This is a genomic window from Klebsiella sp. WP8-S18-ESBL-06 (genome assembly GCF_014169755.1).
Lineage (GTDB): Bacteria > Pseudomonadota > Gammaproteobacteria > Enterobacterales > Enterobacteriaceae > Kluyvera > Kluyvera ascorbata_B.
The window spans coordinates 2,012,098-2,037,074 of the sequence record NZ_AP022256.1; the positions used below are offsets into that span (position 1 = coordinate 2,012,098).

General features: G+C 51.5%; 26 protein-coding genes and 2 pseudogenes. 16 read left to right on the forward strand and 12 right to left on the reverse strand.

All coding sequences use genetic code 11. The features are described 5' to 3' along the window. Window positions 1-26 precede the first annotated feature (26 nt). Window positions 27-992, forward strand: coding sequence for an FAD:protein FMN transferase (locus tag H7R76_RS09425; protein WP_106929989.1), 966 nt, complete (start codon window positions 27-29; stop codon window positions 990-992). On the opposite strand, the gene dcuR is transcribed toward H7R76_RS09425, so the two are convergent. Together dcuR and H7R76_RS09435 are read right to left on the reverse strand one after the other, a co-directional pair. Next, window positions 973-1,692, reverse strand: coding sequence for a two-component system response regulator DcuR (gene dcuR / locus H7R76_RS09430; protein ID WP_106929987.1), 720 nt, complete (start codon window positions 1,690-1,692; stop codon window positions 973-975). The two genes, H7R76_RS09425 and dcuR, sit on opposite strands and share 20 nt — an antisense overlap. Beyond that, window positions 1,689-3,308, reverse strand: a complete 1,620-nt coding sequence (locus tag H7R76_RS09435) for a sensor histidine kinase (RefSeq protein WP_182967599.1) — start codon at window positions 3,306-3,308, stop codon at window positions 1,689-1,691. The genes dcuR and H7R76_RS09435 overlap by 4 nt, the downstream gene beginning before the upstream one ends. Window positions 3,309-3,476: 168 nt before the next feature. Between H7R76_RS09435 and H7R76_RS09440 the strand changes: the two genes are divergently transcribed. Then, a complete protein-coding gene (locus H7R76_RS09440; protein WP_182967601.1) occupies window positions 3,477-4,373 on the forward strand; it encodes an N-acetylmuramic acid 6-phosphate etherase in 897 nt (298 codons plus the stop codon). A 57-nt stretch (window positions 4,374-4,430) separates the two neighbouring features. Here the strand turns inward: H7R76_RS09440 and H7R76_RS09445 are convergent. Then, window positions 4,431-5,264: pseudogene (locus H7R76_RS09445) on the reverse strand (porin); the annotation flags it as partial. Window positions 5,265-6,189: 925 nt separating this feature from the next. After that, on the reverse strand, window positions 6,190-6,384 hold the full coding sequence (locus H7R76_RS09450) for a YlcI/YnfO family protein (protein WP_182967603.1): 195 nt from the start codon (window positions 6,382-6,384) through the stop codon (window positions 6,190-6,192). A gap of 189 nt (window positions 6,385-6,573) precedes the next feature. Here H7R76_RS09450 and H7R76_RS09455 point away from each other — a divergent pair, with 189 nt between their 5' ends. The 5 genes from H7R76_RS09455 to H7R76_RS24860 all read left to right on the forward strand — a co-directional run bounded on the left by H7R76_RS09455 (window position 6,574) and on the right by H7R76_RS24860 (window position 11,442). Beyond that, the gene (locus tag H7R76_RS09455; RefSeq protein WP_182967605.1) at window positions 6,574-6,759 is read left to right on the forward strand and encodes a host cell division inhibitor Icd-like protein; all 186 of its coding nucleotides are present in this window, start codon (window positions 6,574-6,576) and stop codon (window positions 6,757-6,759) included. Continuing rightward, a complete protein-coding gene (locus H7R76_RS09460) occupies window positions 6,756-7,043 on the forward strand; it encodes a hypothetical protein (protein WP_182967607.1) in 288 nt (95 codons plus the stop codon). Before H7R76_RS09455 ends, H7R76_RS09460 begins: the two co-directional genes overlap by 4 nt. 222 nt (window positions 7,044-7,265) lie before the next feature. Further along, complete coding sequence (locus H7R76_RS09465; protein WP_182967609.1) at window positions 7,266-8,171, forward strand: Mu-like prophage major head subunit gpT family protein; 906 nt, start codon at window positions 7,266-7,268, stop codon at window positions 8,169-8,171. 269 nt (window positions 8,172-8,440) lie between these two features. Continuing rightward, a complete protein-coding gene (locus tag H7R76_RS09470; protein WP_182967611.1) occupies window positions 8,441-10,546 on the forward strand; it encodes a phage tail tape measure protein in 2,106 nt (701 codons plus the stop codon). Between the two features lie 188 nt (window positions 10,547-10,734). Continuing rightward, window positions 10,735-11,442: a hypothetical protein gene (locus H7R76_RS24860; RefSeq protein WP_227673957.1), complete on the forward strand. Its 708-nt coding sequence runs from the start codon at window positions 10,735-10,737 to the stop codon at window positions 11,440-11,442. A 104-nt stretch (window positions 11,443-11,546) separates the two neighbouring features. Here the strand turns inward: H7R76_RS24860 and H7R76_RS09480 are convergent. Beyond that, window positions 11,547-11,903 (reverse strand): annotated as a pseudogene (locus H7R76_RS09480) (porin); the annotation flags it as partial. A 715-nt stretch (window positions 11,904-12,618) separates the two neighbouring features. Between H7R76_RS09480 and drpB the strand changes: the two are divergent. The 4 genes from drpB to H7R76_RS09500 are packed head-to-tail and all read left to right on the forward strand — an operon-like array spanning window position 12,619 to window position 15,604. After that, window positions 12,619-12,900, forward strand: a complete 282-nt coding sequence (gene drpB, locus H7R76_RS09485) for a cell division protein DrpB (RefSeq protein ID WP_106929979.1) — start codon at window positions 12,619-12,621, stop codon at window positions 12,898-12,900. A gap of 44 nt (window positions 12,901-12,944) precedes the next feature. Further along, window positions 12,945-13,652 (forward strand): phosphohydrolase, encoded by a 708-nt coding sequence (locus tag H7R76_RS09490; protein WP_182930383.1) that lies wholly within the window; start codon window positions 12,945-12,947, stop codon window positions 13,650-13,652. A 55-nt stretch (window positions 13,653-13,707) separates the two neighbouring features. Next, a complete protein-coding gene (locus H7R76_RS09495) occupies window positions 13,708-15,129 on the forward strand; it encodes a DNA cytosine methyltransferase (RefSeq protein WP_182967613.1) in 1,422 nt (473 codons plus the stop codon). Further along, window positions 15,110-15,604, forward strand: coding sequence for a very short patch repair endonuclease (locus tag H7R76_RS09500; RefSeq protein ID WP_182930385.1), 495 nt, complete (start codon window positions 15,110-15,112; stop codon window positions 15,602-15,604). Before H7R76_RS09495 ends, H7R76_RS09500 begins: the two co-directional genes overlap by 20 nt. Here H7R76_RS09500 and yedA read toward each other — a convergent pair. Beyond that, the gene (gene yedA, locus H7R76_RS09505; RefSeq protein ID WP_106929971.1) at window positions 15,579-16,490 is read right to left on the reverse strand and encodes a drug/metabolite exporter YedA; all 912 of its coding nucleotides are present in this window, start codon (window positions 16,488-16,490) and stop codon (window positions 15,579-15,581) included. The two genes, H7R76_RS09500 and yedA, sit on opposite strands and share 26 nt — an antisense overlap. Before the next feature lie 177 nt (window positions 16,491-16,667). Between yedA and H7R76_RS09510 the strand changes: the two genes are divergently transcribed. The 3 genes from H7R76_RS09510 (at window position 16,668) to dgcQ (ending at window position 19,644) form a co-directional block, all read left to right on the forward strand. Then, the gene (locus tag H7R76_RS09510; protein ID WP_146145738.1) at window positions 16,668-17,570 is read left to right on the forward strand and encodes a DUF808 family protein; all 903 of its coding nucleotides are present in this window, start codon (window positions 16,668-16,670) and stop codon (window positions 17,568-17,570) included. Window positions 17,571-17,643: 73 nt separating this feature from the next. Continuing rightward, window positions 17,644-17,823, forward strand: coding sequence for a YodC family protein (locus tag H7R76_RS09515; RefSeq protein ID WP_182930386.1), 180 nt, complete (start codon window positions 17,644-17,646; stop codon window positions 17,821-17,823). 117 nt (window positions 17,824-17,940) lie between these two features. Then, on the forward strand, window positions 17,941-19,644 hold the full coding sequence (dgcQ, locus tag H7R76_RS09520; protein ID WP_227673958.1) for a cellulose biosynthesis regulator diguanylate cyclase DgcQ: 1,704 nt from the start codon (window positions 17,941-17,943) through the stop codon (window positions 19,642-19,644). Window positions 19,645-19,961: 317 nt separating this feature from the next. Here the strand turns inward: dgcQ and H7R76_RS09525 are convergent, their stop codons facing one another. Continuing rightward, the gene (locus tag H7R76_RS09525) at window positions 19,962-20,168 is read right to left on the reverse strand and encodes a YodD family protein (protein ID WP_182930388.1); all 207 of its coding nucleotides are present in this window, start codon (window positions 20,166-20,168) and stop codon (window positions 19,962-19,964) included. 103 nt (window positions 20,169-20,271) lie between these two features. On the opposite strand from H7R76_RS09525, the gene H7R76_RS09530 reads away from it, so the two are divergent. Both H7R76_RS09530 and dsrB read left to right on the forward strand, forming a co-directional pair. Continuing rightward, complete coding sequence (locus H7R76_RS09530) at window positions 20,272-21,492, forward strand: ISL3-like element ISKox3 family transposase (RefSeq protein ID WP_000343760.1); 1,221 nt, start codon at window positions 20,272-20,274, stop codon at window positions 21,490-21,492. Between the two features lie 171 nt (window positions 21,493-21,663). After that, a complete protein-coding gene (gene dsrB / locus H7R76_RS09535; RefSeq protein ID WP_181358039.1) occupies window positions 21,664-21,852 on the forward strand; it encodes a protein DsrB in 189 nt (62 codons plus the stop codon). 50 nt (window positions 21,853-21,902) lie between these two features. On the opposite strand, the gene rcsA is transcribed toward dsrB, so the two are convergent. From rcsA to fliO, 5 genes are all read right to left on the reverse strand, one after another. Continuing rightward, window positions 21,903-22,526: a transcriptional regulator RcsA gene (gene rcsA / locus H7R76_RS09540; RefSeq protein WP_182930389.1), complete on the reverse strand. Its 624-nt coding sequence runs from the start codon at window positions 22,524-22,526 to the stop codon at window positions 21,903-21,905. A 277-nt stretch (window positions 22,527-22,803) separates the two neighbouring features. Next, window positions 22,804-23,598: a flagellar biosynthetic protein FliR gene (gene fliR / locus H7R76_RS09545; RefSeq protein WP_106929957.1), complete on the reverse strand. Its 795-nt coding sequence runs from the start codon at window positions 23,596-23,598 to the stop codon at window positions 22,804-22,806. A 5-nt stretch (window positions 23,599-23,603) separates the two neighbouring features. Then, a complete protein-coding gene (fliQ, locus tag H7R76_RS09550; RefSeq protein WP_035896987.1) occupies window positions 23,604-23,873 on the reverse strand; it encodes a flagellar biosynthesis protein FliQ in 270 nt (89 codons plus the stop codon). Window positions 23,874-23,882: 9 nt separating this feature from the next. Continuing rightward, complete coding sequence (fliP, locus tag H7R76_RS09555) at window positions 23,883-24,620, reverse strand: flagellar type III secretion system pore protein FliP (protein ID WP_106929956.1); 738 nt, start codon at window positions 24,618-24,620, stop codon at window positions 23,883-23,885. Beyond that, window positions 24,620-24,958 carry a flagellar biosynthetic protein FliO gene (fliO, locus tag H7R76_RS09560; protein ID WP_182967938.1) on the reverse strand — a complete coding sequence of 113 codons (339 nt, stop codon included), beginning with the start codon at window positions 24,956-24,958 and terminating at the stop codon, window positions 24,620-24,622. The genes fliP and fliO overlap by 1 nt, the downstream gene beginning before the upstream one ends. Window positions 24,959-24,977: the final 19 nt, after the last annotated feature.

Here is a 24,977-nt window from a genome sequence, read left to right on the forward strand (position 1 = left end):
TTCAACTTACATGAAGGGGGATTGGGATGTCAGACAGTACCCGGGTTTACAGCTATTCCGCCGTTCTGATGGGCTCGCCCATTCTGCTAAAACTCTTCGCCCACGACGAGGCGCTGGCCTCCCGCGTTTTTCGCCTGATCAAACAATACGAAGATTTACTTACCGTAAACCGCGCCCAGTCGCAGGTGATGGACATTAACCACGCCGCCGGCCAACATGCGGTGGCCGTCAGCAGCCCGGTCTACGCCCTGATCAAATGCGCCAAAGCCGCCAGTCTGCTGCCGCAGAGCGCGTTTAATCTGGCCATTGGGCCGCTGGTCAAACGCTGGCGTATCGGGTTTCGTGGGGATAGCGTGCCACCGGCGGACGAAATCGCGCGTTTGCTGACGTTAACCGACCCCAGGCAAGTTGTCCTTAACGATGCGGATGAGAGCGTCTATCTGACGCAGCCGGGCATGGAGATTGACCTTGGCGCAATCGCTAAAGGCTACATCGCCGACCGCGTGCGCGACTATCTGCATAAAGAAGGCATCGCGCAGGGGTTAATCAACCTTGGCGGCAACGTACAGACGCTGGGTTCACCGGAAGGCGGTTGGTCCATCGGCCTAAAAAAACCGTTCTCCACTGCTGGCGCGATGATTGGTGCACTCGAGGTGGCGAATAAATCAGTGGTGACATCCGGCGTGTATGAACGTTTTTTTGAGCATAATGGCCATCTCTATCATCATATCCTCGACCCGCGCACCGGCTATCCGCTGGATAACGAACTCGACAGCGTGACCATCATCAGCAGCGATTCTATCGACGGCGATATCTGGACCACGCTGATGTACGGTATGGGGGTGGAGAAAGGCTGCGCGGCCCTGCGGGCAAGGCCGGATATTGAAGCCATTTTCGTTACCAGGACGAAAGAGGTGGTGCTGTCGTCAGCCCACCACTATCGTTTTACGCTGCTGGACAGCGAGTATCGCCTTACTGGCAGTACTGTTTAAGCAGCGCCGACTGTTCCGGCTGCAACCGATAGCGGTAGACCGGGCGGCCGGTGGCGCCATAGTGAATGCTGGTGAAGAGAATATTGATTTGTGCAAGCCAAATCAGATATTTACGACACGATACGCGTGAGATATTCACCGCTTGCGCCAGATCGTCGGTGGAAAACTCGGTCTCAGGGTGGGCGTCAATCCACTGGCACAGGGTACGCAGCGTTTGCGGCGTTAACCCTTTCGGCAGCCGCTTGCTGTCCGCCAACTCCGGCGATCCGCCGTGTAGCAGACGGTCGACATCGGCCTGCTCATAGTACGCGTGGCTCCCCATCAACTGCTTTTTCTCACGCCAGCTCAGCAGCGCTTCTTCAAAGCGCGGAAACTGGAAAGGCTTAATCAGATAATCGACGACGCCATAGCGCAGCGACGTCTGAACGGTGGCGGCGTCGGAGGCGGAGGAGATCATGATAACGTCAATCGCTCGCCCGGCGTTGCGCACTTCCGGCAGCAGATCCAGCCCGTTGTCCTGCTGCATGTAGACGTCCAGCAGAATCAGGTCGATGGCGAGCGTGGCGTCCATGATCTTCTCGCGCGCCTGCTGGAGCGTAGAGGCGATACCGCAGCAGGCAAAGCCGTCAACCCTCTCGATATAGCAACGGTTCAGATCGGCCACCATGGCATCATCATCGACTATTAACACATTAATCACGCGCTGTTCCTCTCGCTGTCCCACGGAATATGTACAAAAAATTGCGTAAACACGCCAGGCTCCGATTCGACGGAAAGCGTTCCGCCGAGGTTTTCCGTCTGCTGGCGGGCCAGAAATAGCCCGACGCCGCGGTTCTCGCCCTTGGTTGAAAATCCTTTATTGAATATCGCATCGATCTGCGCGGGTTCTATGCCCGGGCCATCATCGCTCACTTCGCCGCTAAGCCAGCCGTTCTGGTAGTGTAGCAGCAGGCTGATTTCGCCTTCGCCCAGGCCTGCCATCGCGTCAAGAGCGTTCTCTATCAGATTGCCGAGTACCGTCACCAGCACCGCGACCTGCTCTTCGTTCGGGTTATCCGGTACCAGGCTTTCATCGGCGAGCGTCAGGGTGATGCCTGCATCGCCCGCGCGATTCATTTTCCCCAGCAGGAAACCGGCAATAATTGGTGATTTGATCTTACGCTGCAGCGTGCCGATATCCGCCTGGTAGTTCTGCGCGGTTTGCAGAACATACCCTTCAAGCTTGTCGTAGCGCTTCATATGCAGCAGCCCAAGGATCACGTGGAGTTTATTCATAAACTCGTGAGAATGGGTGCGCAGCGCGTCAATGTAGTTGACCAGCCCGTCCATGCGCTGCATCAGCTGGCTGATTTCGGTTTTGTCGCGGAAGGTACTGATGGCGCCAATCACCCGCTTGTTATTGCGCACTGGCACGGTATTGCACAGCAGCAGTCGGCCATTGCAGCCAATCTCACGGTCGGCGATGGCCGTACCGCTAGCGAGAACGTCTTTAAGATGAGCCAGCAGCGGGGCATGCTGAGCAGCGCCCAGCGCGACGGCCTGCGGTGAAAAAAGAATGTGCCGCGCGGCCTGGTTAATCATTGTTACCCGGCCCTTTGCATCCACGGCGATAACCCCTTCGCGCAGCGATTGCAGCATCGCCTGGCGCTGTTCGAAGAGGCTCGAAATCTCGTGAGGTTCCAGGCCAAACAGGATGTTTTTGAGCACCCGCACCAGTCCCCAGATGCCCAGCGTGCCGACCACGGCGCTGAAGAGCACAAACCAAATGGCGTTCCAGCGTGCCGCGCCGATCTGTTCATCCACTTTTTTAAGCGAGATACCGACGATGGCGACGCCAATTTGCTGCTGGCGATCGTTATAAATGGGCGTAAAGACGCGCATGGCTTCCGCCAGAACACCGTGGTTAATCGACAGGTTTTCTTTGCCTTTTAACGCGGGCTGCAGATCGGCACCGATAAAGTGCTGACCAATGAGCTGCGGGTTAGGATGCGAGTAGCGCACGGCGTCCATATTGGTGATCACCGCGTAAAGCAGCCCGTTGCGCTGCTGCACGGCGGTAGCGATGGGCTGAATAATATTCTGTCCCGGCGGCGCGTTAAGCCCGCGCTTGATATCCGGCGAGTCGGCAAGCGTACGGGCAATTGCAAAGGCGGTATCTTCCACACCGGTGCGCGTTGCTTTAGTGATTTGCACGAAATAGAAGGCGTATACCACCAGCAGGACGCAAACAATAACGCTGCATACCATTAGCGTCACCAGCGTGCTGAGCTTTATGGGGCGCTTTCCCTGAGGCGGCGGTTGCGGCATATCGTGCATGAAAACCTTCAATTATCAACGGCAAAAACCTATTATCGCCGATGTATACCATTTCATAAAGCCGTCGCGTCCTGACAATTCCAAACCTTTCTTTGTGACCGCTCTCGCAGCGTTTTCCATACGAAACACTTTAGTATTGCTGAAGAACCCATAATAAGGAGCCCATTTATGAGCATGAAGCTTGCCGGTTCACTCATCGAAAGACGCAGTTCAACAACGGCTGAGATTGACCGACTGTCTACCCGCGATATGTTAAATCTTATCAATCAAGAAGATAAGCTGGTTACTGAGGCCGTCACCCCTTGGCTTGACGATATTACTCGTCTGGTCGACCGGGCGGTGGTGACCCTGGGCCTGGGCGGCCGGGTGGTGCTGATAGGCGCCGGCGCTTCCGGGCGCAATGCGGTGCTGGCCGCTGGCGAATATGCGCCGGATGAGCAACACCCGCTGGTGGGGCTGATTGCCGGCGGCGCGCTGGCGATGCTTCACGATATGCGCGATGCCGCACAGGACTATAACCGTGGCGTGCTGGATCTCCAGGCGATCGGCTTTACGCAAAAGGATATGCTGATTGCGCTGACCGTTGGCGGCAAAACGCCATGGTTGTGGGGGGCGATGCGCCACGCCTGGTCACTGGGGGCGACAAGGGCGGCGATCACCCGTAATCCGCAGAGTGAGGCTACGGAGCTGGCGGATATCGTGATTGCGCCGCAAACCGGGTCCGAGGTGGTGGCCGGTTACGGCAATCCGAAAGCCATTTTGGCGCAGAAAATGGTGCTCAATATGCTGACCACCGGACTGGCCGTGCGTACCGGGCGGGTGTATAGCAATATGCGTGTGGATATTCGCAATAACACAACCCAAATGGCGGAACGACAGATAGCGATTGTGATGGCGGCGGGCGGCTGTACGCGCACGGTGGCAAAAGCGGCGCTGGAAAGCTGCGACCACAACTGCAAGACGGCGGTGCTGATGGTGCTGACGGGAATGGATGCCTGGAAGGCGCATGCGCTGCTGGCGCAAAATAACGGTTTTGTGCGCGTGGCGCTGCAGGAAGCGCCGTAAACCCTAAACCCTAAAGCAGAAAAGCCCGCGTAATGCGGGCTTTATTTTGGTATTCAATTAGAACTGGTAGGTCATGCCTACGCCGACGATGTCGTCGGTAGAGATGCCGTTCGCGCTATAGAACTGAGCATCCGCATCCAGCAGGTTGATTTTGTAATCAACGTAGGTGGAGAAGTTCTTGTTGAAGGAGTAGGTTGCGCCCAGATCGATGTAGTTCACCAGATCCTGATCGGTCAGGTAAGAACCATTGCTATTAGTGTGCACGCCAACGTCAACGCCTTTGGAATAGACCCATGCCAGAGACGGGCGCAGACCGAAGTCGAACTGGTACTGTGCGGTCACTTCGAAGTTCTGCGTTTTGTTGGCAATACCGTCGTCACCAAACGGCGTCATGTTGCGGGTTTCTGCGTACATCATCGCCAGGTAAACGTTGTTGGCATCGTATTTTGCACCGATGGTCCACACATCAGCTTTATCGCCGCCTGCGGTTACGCTGCCGTTTTGGCCATTTCCATAGCGATTGTAAACGCCGCGGTAGGCAACCTGATCGTTACTACGGTCAGAGACGCCGTAGGCTGCGCCAACGCTTAAGCCTTCCAGCGCCGGGACGGCATTGCTGAAATCAAAGGTGGTAGACATGCTGTAGCCGTCGCCGTTCTGGAAACGAACGTCATTATGGCCATTTTTGGTGCCTTCCTGATGATTGGAGCCCGATTCGTTCGCACCCTGGTATTGCAGCGCGAAGTTCCAGCCGTCAACCAGACCGAAGAAGTCGCTGTTGCGATAGGTGGCAACACCGTTGGTACGGCCAACCATAAAGTTATCGGTCCAGGTGTAGGAATCGCCGCCGAATACCGGCAGCATGTCGGTCCAGCCTTCAATATCGTATACGGATGTGGTTAGGTGATCATTTCTGCACAGTTAATATGAGCGAAGAAATTCGCCGGACGCCTTGATACACAAGGGTTAGGGAGGGATTTAGGTATTTTGCACTGTTCAGAAAAAAACGAGCAAAAATAGTATTTTTTGTATTTTATTCTGCACTGGAATGAGCATGGTTTAAATGTTTTTAAGCGGCGTTTAAGCTGCCCTGAGCATTCATTAATAAAATGATCATTTTCATATAGTTACAGCTTCTACCTTATTTTAAGAGGTGGGCGCTGACCGACTAACAGCCGCATCAAGTGTCGTTGTTTTATCCTTGCGTGAAAAGAAAAAAACATACTCTTTTTCTTTTCGCGGTTTATTCTACGTAACTCATTGAAAAAGATCTTTTTTCCAGATTGTTATGGACGTGCTTTCCATAGAACAAAAAAACCAGTAAAAGAACGCTGAATTTTTGCTTTTCGGTTTATTCACCGCTTCAAATAACAAGTAACAGCGTCATGTATTATGCGGGTAAGTTAGATGCTTTTTTGCATTTATTTTTGCACTGTAGGGGAAGCGGCTTGGCATCCTGACAGTAGAGGTTTAATTGGTGAAGACAGTTCTGTCAGCGTCATTTTGTGTTCACCGCAAAGAGCAGCACTCTGGTTTGCTCGCAAATAAGCGGCCCGCATTTCTCTGTCTGATATAGCGTATTGGGCTATAAGGTGTTGCAAGAGCTGGATGTCAGGAACAAGGGATGGATTCTCAGTATAAGCCTGGAGTATTGAAAACATACTGCCTATCAATGCAGAACGTCGACCAGCTGCATCGCGTGACTGCCTCGAATAAGCAATGTACTCCCCATAAGCTACATAATTCATATGCTCGTTCTCAAATAAAAAGGCTGTATAGCCGCAGAAGCAAACACAGCCAGTTACAGTTAAATTTATTATTTATTTGTCCGGTTGCTACATTTTATAGCTTTGATTTTTTGCTCGCATGCATCCAGTACCCAAGCTGAAAAATTGGCGCTCTGATTACTGTTTTTTTCTCGCTCAATACATGACTCAATCAGTTCAATCATTTCATGGGGAAAGCGAATTCCCTTTGTTGCTGATTTATTGTTGATAGCTCTCGTTGCCATAATGCCCCCTGTAAAGTGTTACTACACCTTACATGAACAACGTATGAAAAAAAAGCATTGACGTGCCCTAACACCACGCGTAAGGTGTACTAACACCTACAGTATCTTAGGTCGATAATAGCGACGCCCCGCGGTGCTTGGAACCACCACGAGGCGTCTTACCACAAACCGTTACTTGGGGTAACAGTCATGGCTAAATTCAAGCATACAGAAAATCATCGGCAATTTACATGGCGCTTTCTCGCTTTAGGTGCCAAAGATGTAAAAGTGATTCGCATTACTACCGCGACAGAGCACGCCGCGCGTGAAATGATGCCTTGCGGCATGGTTGCCATCTTCATGGCCCAGCTCCCGAATACGGGGGAATCAGTATGATAAATTCCACGATCGGAAGCATCCTTCAGCAAGCACTCAGTTCAAAAACATGTGATTTGTCAGATCTTAGGTCTGATGCAGATGGATACAAATCAGCATTGTTGGGTGGTATCTCCTTTTTGGGACGTGAGTTGGATGATGCTGGCGCTCAGTCTAAGTTCGGTAAAAGTTATGGTTCGATGGATTTATCCGAACTCGGAAGATTTCTTAGTAGTTCAATTGAGTTAATTAGTATTATGGACTCCCTGATAGATGGTTGTAACGAGAAGAATCAAAACACTTAACTGAACTCCATCAGTTAGACATGGGGTTTAAAGTATCTTAACTTTGTGTTGTTCAAGTAATTCTTCCTGTACTCAAAGCCCATCAGGCTAAAGTCTGATGGGCTTTTTCATGTTTCTTCTCTGTTGGAACTGAACCTCTTCAGAATGTTTTCATTTTTTCAATATGAGATAGTTCAGTTGTTTTAACGATAAACCATTTAAAAATTGCACACAGGATGAATCATGATTGTTAATAAGCAGAATCTGAACAGCATTTATGTAAACGTAAAGGCCATTTTCACAAAGCGTGCTGAGGAAGCGACTCCGCTTTACCCACAAATATCAACTAAAATCTCCTCTTCAACAAAAACGACTGATTATCCTTTCTTGGGGTATTTTCCGAGTTTGCGTGAATGGATTGGTGAGCGAGTAATTAAAAGCCTTACCACATATAAATTCTCAATTGAAAACAGGAAATTTGAATCAACGATTAGTATTTCGCGTGAAGATATTGAAGATGATAATATTGGTATGGTTAAAAGCATGGTTTCTGATATGGCAGAAGCTGCGGCACACCATCCAGATGAGTTGCTTTTCGAATTGATTAAGAACGGTTTCCACAATAAGTGCTATGACGGAAAACCGTTTTTCTCTGATAAACATCCAGTCGTTATTGGTACGAATGAATCATTTGTGTCCAATATTCAGGTTCCGACTACAACTGCTGATGAAAAGCCGATGTGGTTACTACTGGACACAACGCGCCCTATCAATCCTTTTATCTGGCAAGAGCGTATTCCTTATCAGGTTCAACAGCTGACCAGTTCTGATGATACGGGAACATTTATTAATGACGAGTACTATTATGGTGTCCGTGGTCGTGGGAATATGGGATACGGGTTCTGGCAGATGGCATTTGCGAGCAAGAAAGAGCTGACTACTGAAAACTTCAACGATTTGTACAATCGCATGAGTTCCCAAAAGAATGACGCGGGTCGACCATTGCGTGTTAAGCCAACCATTCTACTTACTGGCGTGAAGAATCGCGAAGCTGCATTCAATATTGCAAAAGCCCAGACGCTGGACAATATGAAACCGAACCCTAACTATGGTCTGGTTGAAGTAATCGTGACTCCTTTCCTCGACTGAATAGCTTAAACGCACTGTTGAAAAATGGTGGCGTGCAGGCAAAATCTGATAATGCCTGCACGCCATTCTAAGCGACTCATAAACACTCCCTGTAGGGTTCATCATTTTTTATAACTGAACGCAACACAGAAAGATTTAAAAGGGGTTTAAAAATGGTCCCGAGACAGATTTCCCACCTCCTATTCATCCTTTGGTTCTTCATCTCATTTTTTGGTAGTGCTTCACTCATCCTCCTGCCGTTCTACAACTAACTCCTACAGGTAACCGATATGGCCAGAAATCTTGCATTAGCACTGAGTCTTACCGCAAAAGACAGTGGATCTAAAGTGCTACGCGCCGCTATGCAGGCGATGAAAAAACAAAATGAAGAGTTTGAAGCAAGCACAAAAAGAACCAGTGAAACAGGTGTCAGGGCATCAAAACGCCTGACTGAAGAATATCGCCGAGCCAGTACAGCTCGCTCAACACTTGGCATTCGTTCTGAACGTGAGATTCGGCGTGAAATTCAGCAGACGCAAGCCGCCTATAATCGACTAACCCGAGCGGGTACGATGTCGGCTAATGAACAGAACCGTGCATTCAGAGGCATGACTGAACGTGTTAGCAAGTTGCGTACTGAGCTAGTTGGTGTCAGCGAAACAATGACCAAAATTCAACGTCTGCGGGCGGTGGGGTCTACGGTTGCTGCTATAGCAGGTGGAGTGACAGCAGCGACGATGATCATTAAAGACCCAGTTCAGCGTCAGATGGCATTTGAACGTAAGAATGCCGAGCTTTCTAATACAGCGTTTAATGAATTATCGGCCGACGAGAGAAAGGAAAAAATCCCGGTAATAAATAATGCTATTCGTGAAACAGTTCGTCGCAGTGGCGGGACTCCGGAATCCGCTCAGTTGGCGCTTGGTTCATTATTTGGTAAAGGACAGGTAGACAGTGATACCGCCATGAAAATACTTCCGGACATTATGAAGTATGCCAATGCAACAGGCGCTGACCCAAAAGACCTTGCAGAAATTGCATCTGCTGGTATTGCAAACTTTGGTATCAAACCAGAGGATTTACCTGAGTTTTTTGATAAGTCTGTTCGCTCCAGTGAAAATGGCGGTTTTGAATTAGCTGATATGGCGAAGAAACTATCAACGCAGATGTCAGCAGCAAGTAAGCTGGGTATGAGGGGGCTTCAGGATTATGATAAATTACTGGCAATGAATCAGGCTAATGTATTGACGTCCGGCACACCAGACTCAGCGGCAACTAACGTTGAAGGATATTTAAATAAAATAACCAGTTCTGATACTCAAAATGCTATGAAAGATTATCGTTTTCGGGGTAAGAATGGTAAGGCTGTTCCTTATACTGAGTACTTAACACAACAACGAGAAAAAGGTATAAATATCTCAGATGCCTTTATGAATGCTGTAGATAGCATTGTTTCATCCAATAAAGGTGTTAAGAGATTAAGGGCTGAGTCAAAACAGTATCAAGGGACAGAAAGAGGTAATAATGCAGATGCTGCGTTAAAGGTTCTTATTTCTTCCATTACATCTAAAATCATTGCCGACAGAGAAGCGGGTGCAGCACTGGCGACAAATATCCTACAAAAGGACTATATCAAAAACCAGATATCAGGAACTCGGAACTCAAAAGGCGCTGGAGAGGCATCATTTGACGTAATTTCATCAACACCTGATTTTAAATCCCAGCAATTTGAATCTGAGAAAATGTTTTCTGAACAGGATGCAATGAAACCTTTGGCTGATATGTATGGCGACCTTGCTTCTAAATTAACCAACTACTCTAAAGAATATCCAGAATTAACCACAGCGGTTTCCGGAGCAACTACGGCGATTAAAGCAATGTCAACAGCCGCTGTGGCGTTTGCCGGATTAAGTCTTCTTACTGGCGGAAGTCTTAAAGTTCCAGGGGGTGGGTCTGGTTCTGGCGGCGTTCTGGGGCGAACCTGGCGTTTCCTCAGTAATGGAGGCGGGCGTATTGCTGGACCTCTCGCTGCCGCCTACGCAGCCTATGACCTTAATAATACTTTTGATGATGCTCGTGACGATGCCAAAAAAAATGGAATGAATACTGGTGAATACCTTGCCAATAAGATGCAAGAACGGAACAAGAACAAAAAACCACTCTTTGATGTTGATTTTGGTGGGGCTATTAGTTCATGGTGGAGTCCGCCTTCAACCATCGGTCAGTTAAATCCAGCAACAACAGGCGTACCTTCATATTTACTTCCCCAGCAGCAAAAAAACCAGCCTGTCACAATCATTACCAAAGTGATGCTGGATCAGCGGGAAATAGCTCAGGGAGTCAATGAGTACAACGGTGAACAGTCGAACCGCGGTTCTACGAGTAGTTCGCAGTGAATATATATTTTATTAGATATTAGAACATAACTTAAGTATATCGAAATCAATCTATTGATGATATGTAAAGGTGATGGGTTGACCCTTTCAACAAAAGCGATCATGATGTTGCGAACTTAAGTAAATAATCACAATGCAGTATATTCTTGCAAATGTTCTGTGTTGTCCATGCATAGAGGGGCTTTGCGGTGTTAAAAGATAAGTCGGAACAACAGAAAGCTGATTTTTTTAATCGGATAACAGACATTACGGTAAAGATTAACTCTGCCGCTGATGATTTGACTTATCTGATGGGTAACAATAGCACTTATTTTACCGAGGATGATGCTAAAAACATTCTTGAAATGCTTGAGAATATAGCATCATTGACTACCAAAGTTTTAGTAAGCGCAATAGACTCAATCGCACCCAATGATATCGGCACAGATAGCAAAGATACAGGCATTGATGCGATGCAAGAAGACCCCCTTGATCCTGATTTGGTGTCGAAACTCCCGGATATGGTGATAGAGATAATTGCTCTTATTGGCCTTAACTCAACCATGAAACTGATTAAGTCCTTTGGTGGAACAACATTCCCTATTGGTAAGGGAATTCGCTTTCTTGGTGGCCCTAATGCCAACAGGTTGAGAACTATCCTTAGTGAGGCTGAAATAAAAGAGCTATCAAATTATTTTGCTGGGGTTCCTCTATATCTTCCTAGATGTGATCGTGCTTTACGTGAAATCCGTAATCGTGTATTCCTCAAGGAATATCATACAATGAGGCAGGCAGGAGCTTCGTCATTGAAATGCATGCGCGAATTACCGCCTAAATATGGGTTCACCGATCGATACGGCTGGGAGCTTCTTAAAAAACACAGGGAATTAGCCCAAAATATAGACAGTACCAAATAGCTATTTTTGCATTATATTTTGCACTGTGCAAAATCGCTAACAATGGCTGGTTTTGAGCAGTGCAAAATACTCCGCAAATCAGTGCAAAACATTTCGCCGCTCTACACGGAGCCGTAGTTACGGCCGTAATCAAAAGAGCCAAAGTTAGCAAACTTCAGGCCGGCAAACGCCAGGCGGTTGAAGGATTTATCGCCGGCACCTTCGGTGTCGTTGGCGTAGGTTTTGTATTCCCACTGGCCGTAGCCAATCAGATCGTTGGTGATCTGGGATTCACCTTTGAAACCGATCTGTGCGTAGGTTTCATCGCCGTCATCGCCAGCATTGTCAGAGAAAGTATGGCGCGCATCCACTTTGCCATACAGGTCAACTTTGTTGCCGTCTTTATTATACATTTCTGCTGCATTTACGGCGCCCGCCATTAATAAAGCAGGAACCAGCAGTGCCAGTGCTTTCATTTTCATTATATTTTCCTTTGCATGATAACGCATGTGAATATAGTAACGTCATCCGGCGTTACGAGTTTGAATACTATATGTGGAGTTCAATTTATCTCACGATATAAATGTAATAAAGATATATTAAATATTTCAAAATATTTCTTTTATTAACTTGATTATATTAATCCGCATTTGATATTTAAAATATCCATATTATTCAGCTTGTTATTTGTGTTTTATATGCTTTGCGGGGGGGGGTATTGATGAGGTTTATAATTATTCTTAGGGCGAAAAAAATCCCGACTGCACTGGCATACAGTCGGGAAGGTCATAAATATAAAACTTGATGCATAAACAAAAGGCTAATAACGGGAAAGATAATGACATGCCAAAAATAAAAAAGAAAGAACCCTGGTGATATTTTTAATATTACTATAATGAATTAAATAAATTTAATTAAATATTATTTTGTATAAATAAAGACGGTGATGCGTGCGCTGAAATTTTCCACAAAATAGCCCTTCTCACGAAGGGCACGAATAATGCGGCCTGCGAGAATACGCTCGCCGATAGGGCGAAAGGTCATGAGTAAACTTAACGGAGAGCAAAACAGCGCCACTTCGTCACCAGGACGACGCACGGGAGACTATCTCACGGCACTTAAATTGCTATAATGTGATTTACGTCACACCATTGGCGTGGCGGTTGTTTGAACGATTGGCGTGATGAGAGTGTTTTTATGGAAGATCGGATTGACCGCGGTCCAGGAGGCAAACTGGCGCTGTGGGTCTTTTACGCGTTTTGCGGCTATTTTGTCTGGGCCATGGGCCACTACATTTGGGTGATCAGCGATGTACAGAGCATCCCAGGGGCAACCATTGACGGTGAAATTGGCTCAACCAGCGGTAAATGGCTTGGCGCACTGCTGGGATTCTTGGTTCTGAGTATCGTCGGCGGCCTGCTGGGAGGGATTGCGTGGTACACGCGTCCGCGCCAGGTTGGGCAGGAAGACGGCCTGTAAACTTGCTATGCTGAGGGGCACGTGTTCACTCAGGCAAATTGAAAATGGATTTAACCGCATGGCAGCAGGACGTTGAGTTCTGGTTTGAAACCCACGAGTTTAGCGGCGATGCCGCGCATGATATTGCCCATGTTCGCCGCGTCTGGCACACCGCGCAGCAGATAGCGCGGGGGCAACCGGCGGATCTGCTCGTCATTCTGCTGGCCAGTTATTTTCACGATCTGGTCAGCCTGCCCAAAAACCATCCGGATCGCGCCCGCGCCTCACAGCTGGCGGCGCAGCAAACGATCGCTATCCTTCAGCGCGATTTCCCGCATTTCCCTCCTGAACGCTACGCCGCCGTTGCCCACGCGATTGCGGCGCACAGCTTCAGCGCCAACGTGCCGCCACAAACCCTTGAAGCACGTATTGTGCAGGATGCCGATCGGCTTGAGGCGTTGGGGGCCATTGGGCTAGCGCGGGTGTTTGCGGTTGCCGGTGCGATGAATACTGCGCTGTTTGACGCCGCAGACCCGTTTGCCGACCGTCGCGCGCTGGATGATAAAGCCTTCGCGCTGGATCATTTTCAGACCAAGCTGCTGCGTCTGCCGGCCACGATGCAGACAGAGAAAGGGCGCGAAATGGCGCAGCAAAACGCCGATTTTCTGGTGCATTTTATGGCGAAATTAAGCGCCGAGCTGGCGGGGGAACCGCAGCGTCTGGATACAGAGATACTGCGGCGATTCGCGCCACAAGAATCTGCCAAACTGTGATAATCTCGATTTTATTGGCGATTTCCTTTTTCTTTTTCTGTATCTGGTCAAATTTATGCAACAACGAGTCTTATCACACGAAGCCGTGCCGCTCGATGAGCCGGATGCTCAGGCGCTGCTGCAGCATATTCTGGAGATTTACGATCTTAAGACCGTTGTCGCCGAGCTTGCCGCGGTCGGCGAGCAGCACTGGAGCCCGGCTATTGTTAAGCGCGTCGTCACGCTCGGGCGGGCCAATACCCGGTTGAGTGAAAATGAGCGTGCGCACCTGGCTTCTCTGCTACCGAAGCCGCCGGCGCATCATCCGCACTACGCTTTCCGCTTCGTCGACCTGTTTGCCGGTATTGGCGGGATCCGCAGCGGCTTTGAAGCCATCGGCGGTCAGTGCGTCTTCACCAGCGAGTGGAATAAGCACGCGGTGCGCACCTATAAAGCCAACTGGTATTGCGATCCGCAGGCACACCGTTTTAACGCTGACATTCGTGACGTCACCCTCAGCGGGCGTGCCGAGGTGAGCGACGCCGAAGCGCAGGCGCATATCCGCGACTGTATCCCACAGCATGACGTACTGCTGGCGGGCTTTCCCTGCCAGCCGTTTTCACTCGCTGGCGTGTCGAAAAAGAACGCCATGGGGCGCGCGCACGGGTTCGCCTGCGATACGCAGGGAACGCTGTTTTTCGACGTGGTGCGGATCATTGACGCCCGTCGGCCGCCTATTTTTGTGCTGGAAAACGTCAAGAACCTGAAAAGCCACGACAACGGCAAAACCTTCCGTATTATTATGCAGACCCTTGATGAACTGGGCTATGAAGTGGCCGATGCGGCGGACATGGGAGCTGACGATCCGAAAATTATCGACGGTCAGCATTTTCTGCCGCAGCACCGCGAACGCATTGTGCTGGTGGGTTTCCGTCGGGATTCCGCGCTGCATCACGGATTTACCCTGCGCGATATTCCGGCGCTCTACCCGCAGCGACGCCCCACCTTTGGTGAACTGCTGGAGCCGAACGTCGACGCCAAGTTTATTTTGACCCCGGTACTGTGGAAATACCTCTATCGCTATGCCCGCAAACATCAGGAAAAGGGCAACGGTTTTGGCTACGGGATGGTGGACCCGACGCGGGCGACGAGCGTTGCGCGAACGCTGTCGGCGCGCTATTACAAGGACGGTGCCGAGATCCTTATCGATCGTGGCTGGGACCGCGAGCTGGGCGAGAAACACTTTGACGATCCGCACAACCAACAGCATCGCCCGCGACGCCTGACGCCGCGTGAATGCGCTCGGTTGATGGGCTTTGAATCGCCGCAGGGTTACCGTTTCCGTATTCCGGTGTCGGACACTCAGGCCTACCGTCAGTTTGGCAATTCGGTCATTGTTCCCGTTTTTGCCGCCGTCGCCAGGCTGCTGGAGTCGCGTATTTTACAGGCCGTAGAGCAGCGCAAGGCGGAAACAGCCGATGGCGGACGTTCACGATAAGGCCACCCGCAGTAAAAATATGCGCGCCATCCGCGCGCAGAATACGGCTATTGAAAAACGGCTGGCAGGCCTGCTGGAGGGACTGGGCCTGTCCTATCAACCCCAGGATACGAGCCTGCCGGGTCGGCCTGATTTTTCACTGGCTGCGTATCGCTGCGTCATCTTTACCCACGGCTGCTTCTGGCACCATCACGATTGTTATCTATTTACGCTGCCGGCGACCCGAACTGATTTCTGGCGACAGAAAATCGACGCCAACGCGACTCGAGACCTGCGCGATAGAGCAAGGCTGGTGGCGCTGGGGTGGCGGGTGATGGTGGTGTGGGAGTGTGCGCTGCGTGGCCGACACAAGCTTACCGACGACGCGCTCTCTGAAAGGCTGGAGGAATGGATCTGCGGCGGCGAAGGCTGCGCGCAGATCGGTATTCAGGGAATGACGAGCGTCGACGTTACTTTTCTGCCGGGCAGGGCGTAACCGTCGCTTTTGCCGGGAACAGATATTTACCCAGCGTAACCAGCACGACCGCGGCAATAATAATCGCCAGCGCCAGCCATTCGGTGCCGGAGAGATGTTCGCCGTTGAAGCCGGTACCAAGCAGTACGGCGACCACCGGGTTGACGTAGGCATAGCTGGTGGCCACCGCAGGCGTTACGTTGCGAATCAGGTACATATAGGCATTAATCGCAATGATGGAGCCGAAAATGGACAGATAGCCCACCGCGAGGAAACCGTGCAGGCTCGGCAGCGTGGTCAAGCGTTCACCGCTGAGCACCGAGGCGAGCATCAGCACAATGCCGGCCGCCAGCATCTCCACGGCACCGGCCATCATGCCGGTCGGCAGCGTAATGCGTGAGCCGTAAACCGAACCGAATGCCCAACTCAGAGAACCAATCAGAATCAGCAGCGCGCCCCACGGGTTGCCGCTCAGGTTGCCGCCGCTGTTCAGCAGGACGATGCCCGCCAGACCGATAGCAATTCCCAGCCACTCCAGTTTACGGGTGGCGATACCAAAAAAACGGCTGAAGCACAGGGTAAACAGCGGTACCGTTGCCACCATCACGGCGGCAATGCCGGAGGGAACGTGCTGGTGTTCGGCGACCGTTACCATACCGTTACCCACGGCCAGCAGCAGCACGCCTATCAGCGCCGCGTTCAGCAGCGGTCCGCGCGCCGGTAAACGGTGCCCGGTGGCCAGCAGGTACGCCATCAGCAGCACGCCCGCCGCCAGAAAACGCACGCCTGCCATCATTAGCGGAGGCCAACTGGCCACCCCAATGCTGATGGCAAAGTAGGTTGACCCCCAAATGATATACAGCGCAAACAGCGCGCCGACCAGCGGTAACAGGTGATTAAAACGCATACTTCCTCACGGCAAAATAGCAAGCAGGCTGATAGTAAACGCCAAAACGACCGTGCTGGCGAGTGCTTTAATTAAGGGCTTGATGTTATATTTGTGTTGCAAATATGTATCTCTTACCTCCGTCGTCATTTTGCTTCATACTTTGTTATCCCTAACAAAAACGGAAGGATGCCGCGAGTGGCAGGAAGTAGCTTATTAACTCTCTTAGATGACATCGCCACGTTGCTGGACGATATCTCGATGATGGGCAAACTGGCGGCGAAGAAAACCGCAGGCGTGCTCGGCGATGATTTATCGCTGAATGCACAGCAGGTCTCCGGCGTGCGGGCGAATCGCGAGCTGCCGGTGGTGTGGAGCGTTGCCAAGGGTTCGCTGCTAAATAAAGTGATTCTGGTACCGCTGGCGCTGTTGATTAGCGCGTTTATTCCCTGGGCGGTGACGCCGCTGCTGATGATTGGCGGGGCCTACCTGTGCTTTGAGGGCGTGGAAAAAGTGCTCCATTCCCTGCATGCGCGTAAACATAAGGACGATGACGCCGCGCGTCAGCAGCGTCTGGAGGCGCTGGCGCAGCAGGACCCCGGCAGCTATGAGCGTGACAAAGTCAAAGGGGCGATTCGCACCGATTTTATTCTGTCGGCGGAAATTGTCGCCATCACGCTCGGCATTGTGGCGCAGGCACCGCTGCTGAATCAGGTACTGATTTTATCCGGCATCGCGGTGCTGGTGACGGTTGGCGTGTACGGCATCGTTGGCGTAATCGTCAAGCTCGATGATATGGGCTACTGGCTGGCTGAGAAGCGCAGCATGCTGGCGCAGGGGCTCGGCAAAGGTCTGTTGGTGGTCGCGCCGTGGCTGATGAAAACGCTCTCGGTCGTCGGGACGCTGGCTATGTTCCTGGTCGGCGGCGGTATCGTGGTTCACGGCGTGGCGCCGCTGCACCATGCTATTGAAGATTTTGCGGCACAGCAGGGCGCGTGGCTAACCATGGTGCTGCCGACGCTGGCGAATCTGGTGCTGGGCTTTATCCTCGGTGCGCTGGTGCTGGCAGGGGTAAATCTGATCGCCAGACTGCGGAAATAATCCGAGTCTGCTACGCAAACCGGGTGCGAATAAGCTAATGTGAAACTGTTTCACCCTGATACCGGAGGCGGTAATGGTCTTTTTGGTCAGTGATGAAGTTCGGCCCAAAAACGGCGGGCCGCGGATGGTGGTAACGGGCTATGCCGGCGGGATGGTTGAATGCCGCTGGTATGATGGTTTTGGCGTCAAACGCGAAGCATTTCGTGAAGATGAGCTGGAGCCCGGCAACATCCGCAAACCACAGCAGACGTAACTTTCGTGTTTACGCCCGGCGTTTTGCCGGGCGTTTTGATGCGCAATGGAGCACCATGAATTATCAGCAGCACAGCGGTCGGGTAGAGGGCAGTGGAATGCGCATCAGGAGGTGGACGTGCGTCCCGTAACCGTCAGTCCGGTGGCGTCCTCAGGATGGTGGGCGCGGCTTTCCCGGCGGATTCGGCCGGAGCGTGTGGTCACTATTTGTTTTGTGGTGGTGCTACTGACCTCCACGCTGCTGACCTGGCGCGAAACCATCGTGCTGGAAGAAGCCTACATTTCCAGTCAGCGCAACAACCTGAAAAATGTGGCCAACGATATGGACGCGCAGCTGCAGTTTAATACCGACAGGCTACTTTTTTTCCGTAACGGTATGGCATCGGCGCTGCAAATTCCGCTGGCCTTCGAGGTGCTACGCACCGCAGAGCTGGAGTTTGAGCATAAGCGCGGGCTTCCCGACTGGCATATTTCGCTCAATAACAACCGTACGCTGCCGCTGTACGGCGTTTCCGATGACTTCGTCGAACATACGAATTTGCTCTCGCGCGACAATGCGCTGCTGGGCAATGAGTTTATGGCCACCATCGAACTTGGCTATCTGCTACGTCTTTCCGCCCTTACGCACCAGCATCTTTCCCGCTTTGAAACCGAAATGCTGTACGTTTCCCGCGCGGGTTTTTACCTGACGACCGAGCAAGGGCATGAAAAGAGCATTACTGAACACTATTACAGCCTGGCAACCAGCCCGTGGTTTATTCAGCAGTCGCAGCGGGATAATCCCAATCGCGGGGTAAAGTGGCGCACCAGCTTCAGCCACGACAAGGTGCCGGTGGCACAGAAAGTCACCGCCGCAGTGCCGCTCGATTACGATAACTACTGGTTTGGCGTACTGGCGATTCAACTTTCGGTGAACGAGATGACCCAGTTTCTGATGCAGTCGGTGGAGGGGGAAGACGAAGGCGAGTACCAGCTCTATGACCGTCGTATGAATCTGATCGCCTCCTCGGAGCAGGATCCGGCTAAACGTACCGTGCTCTCGCAGGAGATTCAGGCGCAGCTGGCGCACGCTTATGAGCACAATAACGAGGGCAGTTTACGCCAGCTTTCGCGCTATATCAGCTGGGAAAAGCTGCGCAATTTTGACGGCGTGCTGCTGCGTATCCACAGTCTCGAAGAGGGGATTCGCGGCGATTTCGGTAGCATCAGTATTGCGCTGACGCTGCTGTGGCTGCTGTTTACCACGATGCTGCTCATTTCGTGGGCGGTGATCCGCCGTATGGTCCGCAACATGTCAACGCTCCAGGACTCCTTAGAATGGCGCGCCTGGCACGATATGCTCACCCGGCTGTACAACCGCGCTGCGCTGTTTGAACGCGCAGGTAAAGCGTTGTCGGCCTGCCAGCAGGCAGGCGAACCGATGTCGGTGATCCAGCTCGATCTGGATCACTTCAAGAGCATCAACGATCGCTATGGTCATCAGGCTGGGGATCGGGTGCTGAGCCATATCGGGCGGATCATTCTTAACAAGGTCCGTAAAACGGATATCGCCGGACGCGTAGGGGGCGAAGAGTTCTGTATTGTGCTGCCAGAAACGTCGCTTGAGCAGGCGAGCGTTATCGCCGAGCGCATTCGGGAGAGCATTTATCGACGGGAGATTTTAATCAGCCGTAACCAGACGCTGCGTGTCAGCGCCTCGTTGGGCGTGTGCAGCAGCGAGGAGCTGCAGCGCTATGACTTTGAACATCTCCAGTCGATTGCCGACAGCCGTCTCTACCTGGCGAAGCAGAACGGGCGTAATCAGGTATGTACGGAAGATTAAGCGATACGTACAATAGTACTAAAATTCATAAATTTAACTTATGGATAAGAAATATAATAAGAAAAGTCTCAAAAAACAAAGCGTGATCGCGATCGCCTCGAATCGCCATCTGATTGATTTATCTCTGTGTTGGGAAGCGCAGCGAGTAAGCATGACTACGAAGTCATACATATTTCTTAGGTGAATAATTCTTGTCATCCGAAATAAACACAGATAATGTTTCATCACGTCAGGTTTCCTGATGTAACGAATATTTCAATGCTTCTTGCTTCGGCAAGGTTGATCCCGACGCAGACGTGTCGGGATTTTTTTTACCGCTAACGCGTCACTTCAGTCACGCTGAAGTCATGAATGTCCAGTTCGAATGCTTCCGCCAGATCGCGCCAGGTGTGGTATTCACGACCGTCCACGCTGACGTGGTGAGGGTCGTTCGACGAACGGTGGATTTCGCTTTCGCTGATTTCATTGATCGCCGCCAGCAGCGCATCTACGTTTACCCCGCGAGGGTCGATTGCTGATTTCATCACAGGTACCCTTTGTTCCTCTCCCTGTATAAGTATGGGTCTTCCCTTGTTGTGGTGGCTGAAGGCATGATAATGGTGTATTTAATCGCCAGAGGTCACCGCCATGGACGAAAAGTCCCTCTACGCTCATATTCTCAACCTGTCCGATCCGTGGCAGGTAAAGTCCCTTTCTCTCGATGAAAATGCCGGTTCTGTTACTGTCACTATTGAGATCGCTGAAAACACCCGGCTAGCCTGTCCGACCTGCGGTAAATCCTGTTCTGTTCACGATCACCGTCATCGTAAATGGCGCCATCTTGATACCTGCCAGTTCACCACTATTGTTGAAGCCGATGTTCCACGAATTATGTGTCCGGAGCATGGCTGCCTGACGTTGCCTGTTCCGTGGGCTGGCCCCGGAAGCCGGTATACGTTGCTATTCGAATCGTTCGTTCTCTCATGGCTGAAAATCAGCACCGTTGATGCTGTCAGGAAGCAACTTAAGCTCAGTTGGAATGCGGTTGACGGCATTATGACCCGGGCAGTTAAGCGAGGTCTTGCCCGGATAAAAAAGCCATTATCCGCCCGTCATATGAATGTGGATGAGGTCGCCTTTAAAAAAGGACATCGTTACATAACGGTGATCTCCGATCGCGATGGTCGGGCGCTGGCCTTAACGGATGATCGCGGCACAGAGAGTCTTGCCGGCTATCTTCGCACGCTCACTGATGGGCAGTTGCTGGCTATCAAAACGCTCTCAATGGACATGAACGCGGGCTATATAAGAGCAGCGCGTATCCACTTACCCAGTGCGGTTGAGAAAATCGCCTTTGACCGCTTCCATGTGGCGAAGCAACTGGGCGAGGTAGTTGATAAAACCCGTCAGAATGAACATCCGCACCTCCCTGTTGAAAGCCGACACCAGGCAAAAGGAACCCGCTTCCTGTGGCAGTACAGCGATAAGTGGATGACCGAATCCCGGCAGGAAAAGCTGATGTGGCTGCGTGCACAGATGAAGCTGACGAGCCAGTGCTGGGCGCTGAAAGAGCTGGCAAAGGATATCTGGAACAGGCCATGGAGCGAGGAAAGACGGAGTGACTGGCAGAGATGGTTGGCGCTGGCGGCTAACAGTGACGTTCCCATGATGAAAAATGCCGCGAAAACGATAGGAAAAAGGCTGTACGGGATCCTGAATGCGATGCGACACAGTGTCTCAAACGGAAATGCGGAGGCACTTAACAGCAAGATCAGGCTGCTGAGGATAAAAGCCAGGGGATACCGAAACCGGGAGCGCTTTAAACTGGGGGTGATGTTCCACTACGGAAAGCTGAATATGGCGTTCTGAGCCTTCCCACCATGATCGGGGAAGACCCATAAGTATACATCGGTGGCTGCGGATTGCTCATTTTTTGCGCTATTTTGAGGTTGGTGGATAATTCACCGGTTGGCAAGCTGGGCCGCTGTCAGCAGGGTGATTTTGTTCTACACTGGGCTAAACCAATCAGGAGAGGCGTTTATGCAAGTTAACGATCGTGTGACGGTCAAGACCGATGGGGGCCCGCGTCGCTCCGGTGTGGTGCTGGCCATTGAAGCGTTCAATGAAGGGACGATGTATCTGGTGGCGCTGGAAGATTATCCGCTGGGTATCTGGTTCTTTAACGAATCGGGCCACCCTGACGGTATCTTCGTTGAGAAAAGCGAATAGCGGCGAATCGTCTGGCGGTAGTCCTACCGCCAGTTTCATCGCTGCAGGCGCTAGCGCATGTTAACAAAAATGCCGGAAGTGACGTTTTCTGCCAGCCGCACAACATGATAGATAACCTGCTTGTTATGCGTTTTTATTTTTTTCTTAATATTACCCTTATGCGATGATACCGTTTTTGCCTTAATATTCATCTGATCGGAAATCTGAATCGTTCCTTGTCCCGACATCCACATTTTCAGCATACTTGACTCTGTCCGGCTTAATGACAAAGTAGACATATTAGTTTGCTTTACGTCCGTTTTTTCTTTTTTCAGATAATTCCCCAGAATACTGTCCAGCGTTTCCGGTTTTATCGATTTGGAACTTATTAACAGATTACTCCGCACCATCAGATATTCGTCGAAATGAATATTGGCAATCGCCATGAAAACAATGAACAACGTCTTGGGGTGTTGATTAATGATCTGCTTGATATGCAGACTACTCTGCACGTCATGAATGAAACAGTCCTCATTAATAAACACTACAGACGGCTGGCGGCTTGCACAGACCTCAGTAAGCCCTTCTACGCTCTCAACATTGTCTATATCTCGTTTTTTTACCCCACGACTGGCCAGGTATCCGGTTAACCCTAGCCGCGTATAACTGCATAGATCCATAATAATCGTTGACATGGCATACCCTCACTCAATGCGTAACGATAATTAACCCATTCCCCTCGCACTTCATCGTCGCAATGAACCTGTTGAATATAAAAATAGAGAATGAAGACGTTCAGGCGGCATCAACTATCCCGTAAAGTTACGTATAATTTGCCAGGAATCATCCCAAAGTAAAGTAAATGTTAGGTTATGTGAATAACGTAAAAACAAATAACCCGCGCCAGCGATATGCTGGTGAATGTTTTTCCGCTTTTACTTTAGGATTTTCCTCATAATAACCAGGTTGGTACTATGGAGAATTTATACGTGGCAACTCACTGATAATATCAGCTAATAGATCGAATATTTCGCTAAATAGATGTTCGCAAAACGGCGCAACCAGCGGCATTAATGCGGCCATCAGCAAAATGCCAACGGTGAGGGTGATGGGGAAGCCGATGACGAACACCGACAGCTGCGGCGTCATGCGGTTGAGCATGCCTAGCGCCAGGTTAACCGTCAGCAGCAGGGTGATAATGGGCAGCGCCAGCATCATACCGTTAAGGAAGATCATTCCTCCGGCGCGGGTCAGCGCCAGAAAAGCGTTGCTGTTAATCGGTTCGCCGCCGATGGGCAGGGTGTGGAAGGTGTCCACCAGCAGTGAAATGAGCCACAGATGACCGTTAAAGACCAGAAACAGCAGCATGGCCAGCATATCGAGAATGCGCGCCAGTACCGGCATGTTGAGATTGCTGCCCGGGTCAACGAAGGTGGCGAAAGAGAGCCCCATTTGCAGGCCGATGATTTCACCGCAGGTGCGCACCGCGGCGAATGCAAACTGCATGGTAAAGCCCAGCGCGATACCAATGAGAATTTGCTGGAGCGCCAGCCACAGCGCGCCAGCGGAGAAAACAGGAACATCTACCGGCGGCAGTGAAGGGGCGATCACCACGGTGATAACCACCCCCAGACCGACCTTGACCCGCTTGGGTACGGCGCGCTCGCTGAGAATAGGCGCGGTCGTAATCAGCGCCAGCACGCGCAGCAGCGGCCAGAAGTAAAGGCCGAGCCAGGAAACCCACTGGTCGCTGGTCACATGCAGCATGGTGCTTATCCGATGATATAGGGTAGGTTGTTGAACAACGTACGCACGTAGTCGAGCAGCAGATTGAGCATCCACGGCCCGGCGACGATAATGGCGATAAACACGGCGATGATTTTCGGAATAAACGACAGGGTCATTTCGTTAATCTGCGTTGCCGCTTGCAGGATGCTGATTATCAGGCCGGTGACCAGCGAGACCAGCAGCAGCGGGGCCGCCAGCGCCAGCGCCACTTTCATCGCTTCGGTGCCCATCATCATGACGGATTCAGGGGTCATGGTTACTCCTTAACTGTAAAAACTTTGCGCCAGCGAGCCCACCAGCAGCTGCCAGCCGTCCACCAGTACAAACAGCATCAGCTTGAACGGCAGGGCGATGGTGGCAGGGGGCACCATCATCATCCCCAGTGCCATCAGCACGCTGGCGATCACCAGGTCGATAATCAGGAACGGAATAAAAATGGTAAAGCCAATCTGGAAGGCCGTTTTTAGCTCGCTGGTCACGTAGGCGGGCAGCAGAATACGCATGGGTACTGCCTCCGGCCCCTGGATGGGCGCGCTGTTAGCCAGACGAGCGAACAACGCCAGATCGGCCTCGCGGGTCTGGCGCAGCATAAACTCACGCAGCGGCTGCGCACCTTTATCCAGCGCTTCCTGCATGGTGATTTTGTCTTCGCTGAAAGGCTGATAGGCATCGGTGTAAATCTTATCGATAACCGGCGACATAATGAAAAAGGTGAGGAACAGCGCCAGCCCCAGCAGGACCTGGTTTGGCGGCGCGGACGGCGTGCCGAGGGCGTTGCGCAGCAGGCCGAAAACGATGATGATACGCGTAAAGCTGGTCATCATCAGCAAAATCGCCGGAATAAAGGTCAGCGAGGTGATAAAAACCAGCGTCTGAACCGGCAGCGACCAGCTCTGGCCGCCGTTAGCCAGCGGCTGGCTGATCAAGCCCGGAAGCTGGGCAAAGGCAGAGGGGGAGAGCAATAACAGCCCGCTCAGCGCAAGGGAATAACAACGGCGCATCAGGATCTCCCGGGACGCTTAAGCATGTTTTTCATCAGTACCGCAAACTCGGGCGAGGCGGCCGGCGGCGGTGAACTTTCCGGCGGCGCGGGCGGCAGCGTGTGCAGCAGCGTGACCTGCTGCGCGGTGACGCCCAGAACGAGCCGCGCGTCTTCAACATTCACAATCACGACCCGTTCGCGTGCGCCCAGCGATGCGCTGGCGCTGACTTTCAGATTGCTGCCTGACCGGCCCTGGACGGTGCCGGGCAGGACGTGCTTAACGACCCATGCCGCCGCCAGAATCAGCACAATAATGCCCAGCAGCGCGCCGCTAACCTGAATCAGCGGCGAGGTCATCGGTTCGTTGGCGTGCGCC

What these genes read in the sequence shown, in the direction of transcription:
- H7R76_RS09425 (WP_106929989.1), top strand. Translation starts at nt 27, where the DNA reads ATGTCAGACAGTACCCGGGTTTACAGCTATTCCGCCGTTCTGATGGGC.
- H7R76_RS09435 (WP_182967599.1), bottom strand. Translation starts at nt 3,308, where the DNA reads ATGCACGATATGCCGCAACCGCCGCCTCAGGGAAAGCGCCCCATAAAG.
- H7R76_RS09440 (WP_182967601.1), top strand. Translation starts at nt 3,477, where the DNA reads ATGAGCATGAAGCTTGCCGGTTCACTCATCGAAAGACGCAGTTCAACA.
- H7R76_RS09450 (WP_182967603.1), bottom strand. Translation starts at nt 6,384, where the DNA reads ATGGCAACGAGAGCTATCAACAATAAATCAGCAACAAAGGGAATTCGC.
- H7R76_RS09455 (WP_182967605.1), top strand. Translation starts at nt 6,574, where the DNA reads ATGGCTAAATTCAAGCATACAGAAAATCATCGGCAATTTACATGGCGC.
- H7R76_RS09460 (WP_182967607.1), top strand. Translation starts at nt 6,756, where the DNA reads ATGATAAATTCCACGATCGGAAGCATCCTTCAGCAAGCACTCAGTTCA.
- H7R76_RS09465 (WP_182967609.1), top strand. Translation starts at nt 7,266, where the DNA reads ATGATTGTTAATAAGCAGAATCTGAACAGCATTTATGTAAACGTAAAG.
- H7R76_RS09470 (WP_182967611.1), top strand. Translation starts at nt 8,441, where the DNA reads ATGGCCAGAAATCTTGCATTAGCACTGAGTCTTACCGCAAAAGACAGT.
- drpB (WP_106929979.1), top strand. Translation starts at nt 12,619, where the DNA reads ATGGAAGATCGGATTGACCGCGGTCCAGGAGGCAAACTGGCGCTGTGG.
- H7R76_RS09490 (WP_182930383.1), top strand. Translation starts at nt 12,945, where the DNA reads ATGGATTTAACCGCATGGCAGCAGGACGTTGAGTTCTGGTTTGAAACC.
- H7R76_RS09495 (WP_182967613.1), top strand. Translation starts at nt 13,708, where the DNA reads ATGCAACAACGAGTCTTATCACACGAAGCCGTGCCGCTCGATGAGCCG.
- H7R76_RS09500 (WP_182930385.1), top strand. Translation starts at nt 15,110, where the DNA reads ATGGCGGACGTTCACGATAAGGCCACCCGCAGTAAAAATATGCGCGCC.
- yedA (WP_106929971.1), bottom strand. Translation starts at nt 16,490, where the DNA reads ATGCGTTTTAATCACCTGTTACCGCTGGTCGGCGCGCTGTTTGCGCTG.
- H7R76_RS09515 (WP_182930386.1), top strand. Translation starts at nt 17,644, where the DNA reads ATGGTCTTTTTGGTCAGTGATGAAGTTCGGCCCAAAAACGGCGGGCCG.
- H7R76_RS09525 (WP_182930388.1), bottom strand. Translation starts at nt 20,168, where the DNA reads ATGAAATCAGCAATCGACCCTCGCGGGGTAAACGTAGATGCGCTGCTG.
- H7R76_RS09530 (WP_000343760.1), top strand. Translation starts at nt 20,272, where the DNA reads ATGGACGAAAAGTCCCTCTACGCTCATATTCTCAACCTGTCCGATCCG.
- dsrB (WP_181358039.1), top strand. Translation starts at nt 21,664, where the DNA reads ATGCAAGTTAACGATCGTGTGACGGTCAAGACCGATGGGGGCCCGCGT.
- rcsA (WP_182930389.1), bottom strand. Translation starts at nt 22,526, where the DNA reads ATGTCAACGATTATTATGGATCTATGCAGTTATACGCGGCTAGGGTTA.
- fliR (WP_106929957.1), bottom strand. Translation starts at nt 23,598, where the DNA reads ATGCTGCATGTGACCAGCGACCAGTGGGTTTCCTGGCTCGGCCTTTAC.
- fliQ (WP_035896987.1), bottom strand. Translation starts at nt 23,873, where the DNA reads ATGACCCCTGAATCCGTCATGATGATGGGCACCGAAGCGATGAAAGTG.
- fliP (WP_106929956.1), bottom strand. Translation starts at nt 24,620, where the DNA reads ATGCGCCGTTGTTATTCCCTTGCGCTGAGCGGGCTGTTATTGCTCTCC.
- fliO (WP_182967938.1), bottom strand. Translation starts at nt 24,958, where the DNA reads ATGACCTCGCCGCTGATTCAGGTTAGCGGCGCGCTGCTGGGCATTATT.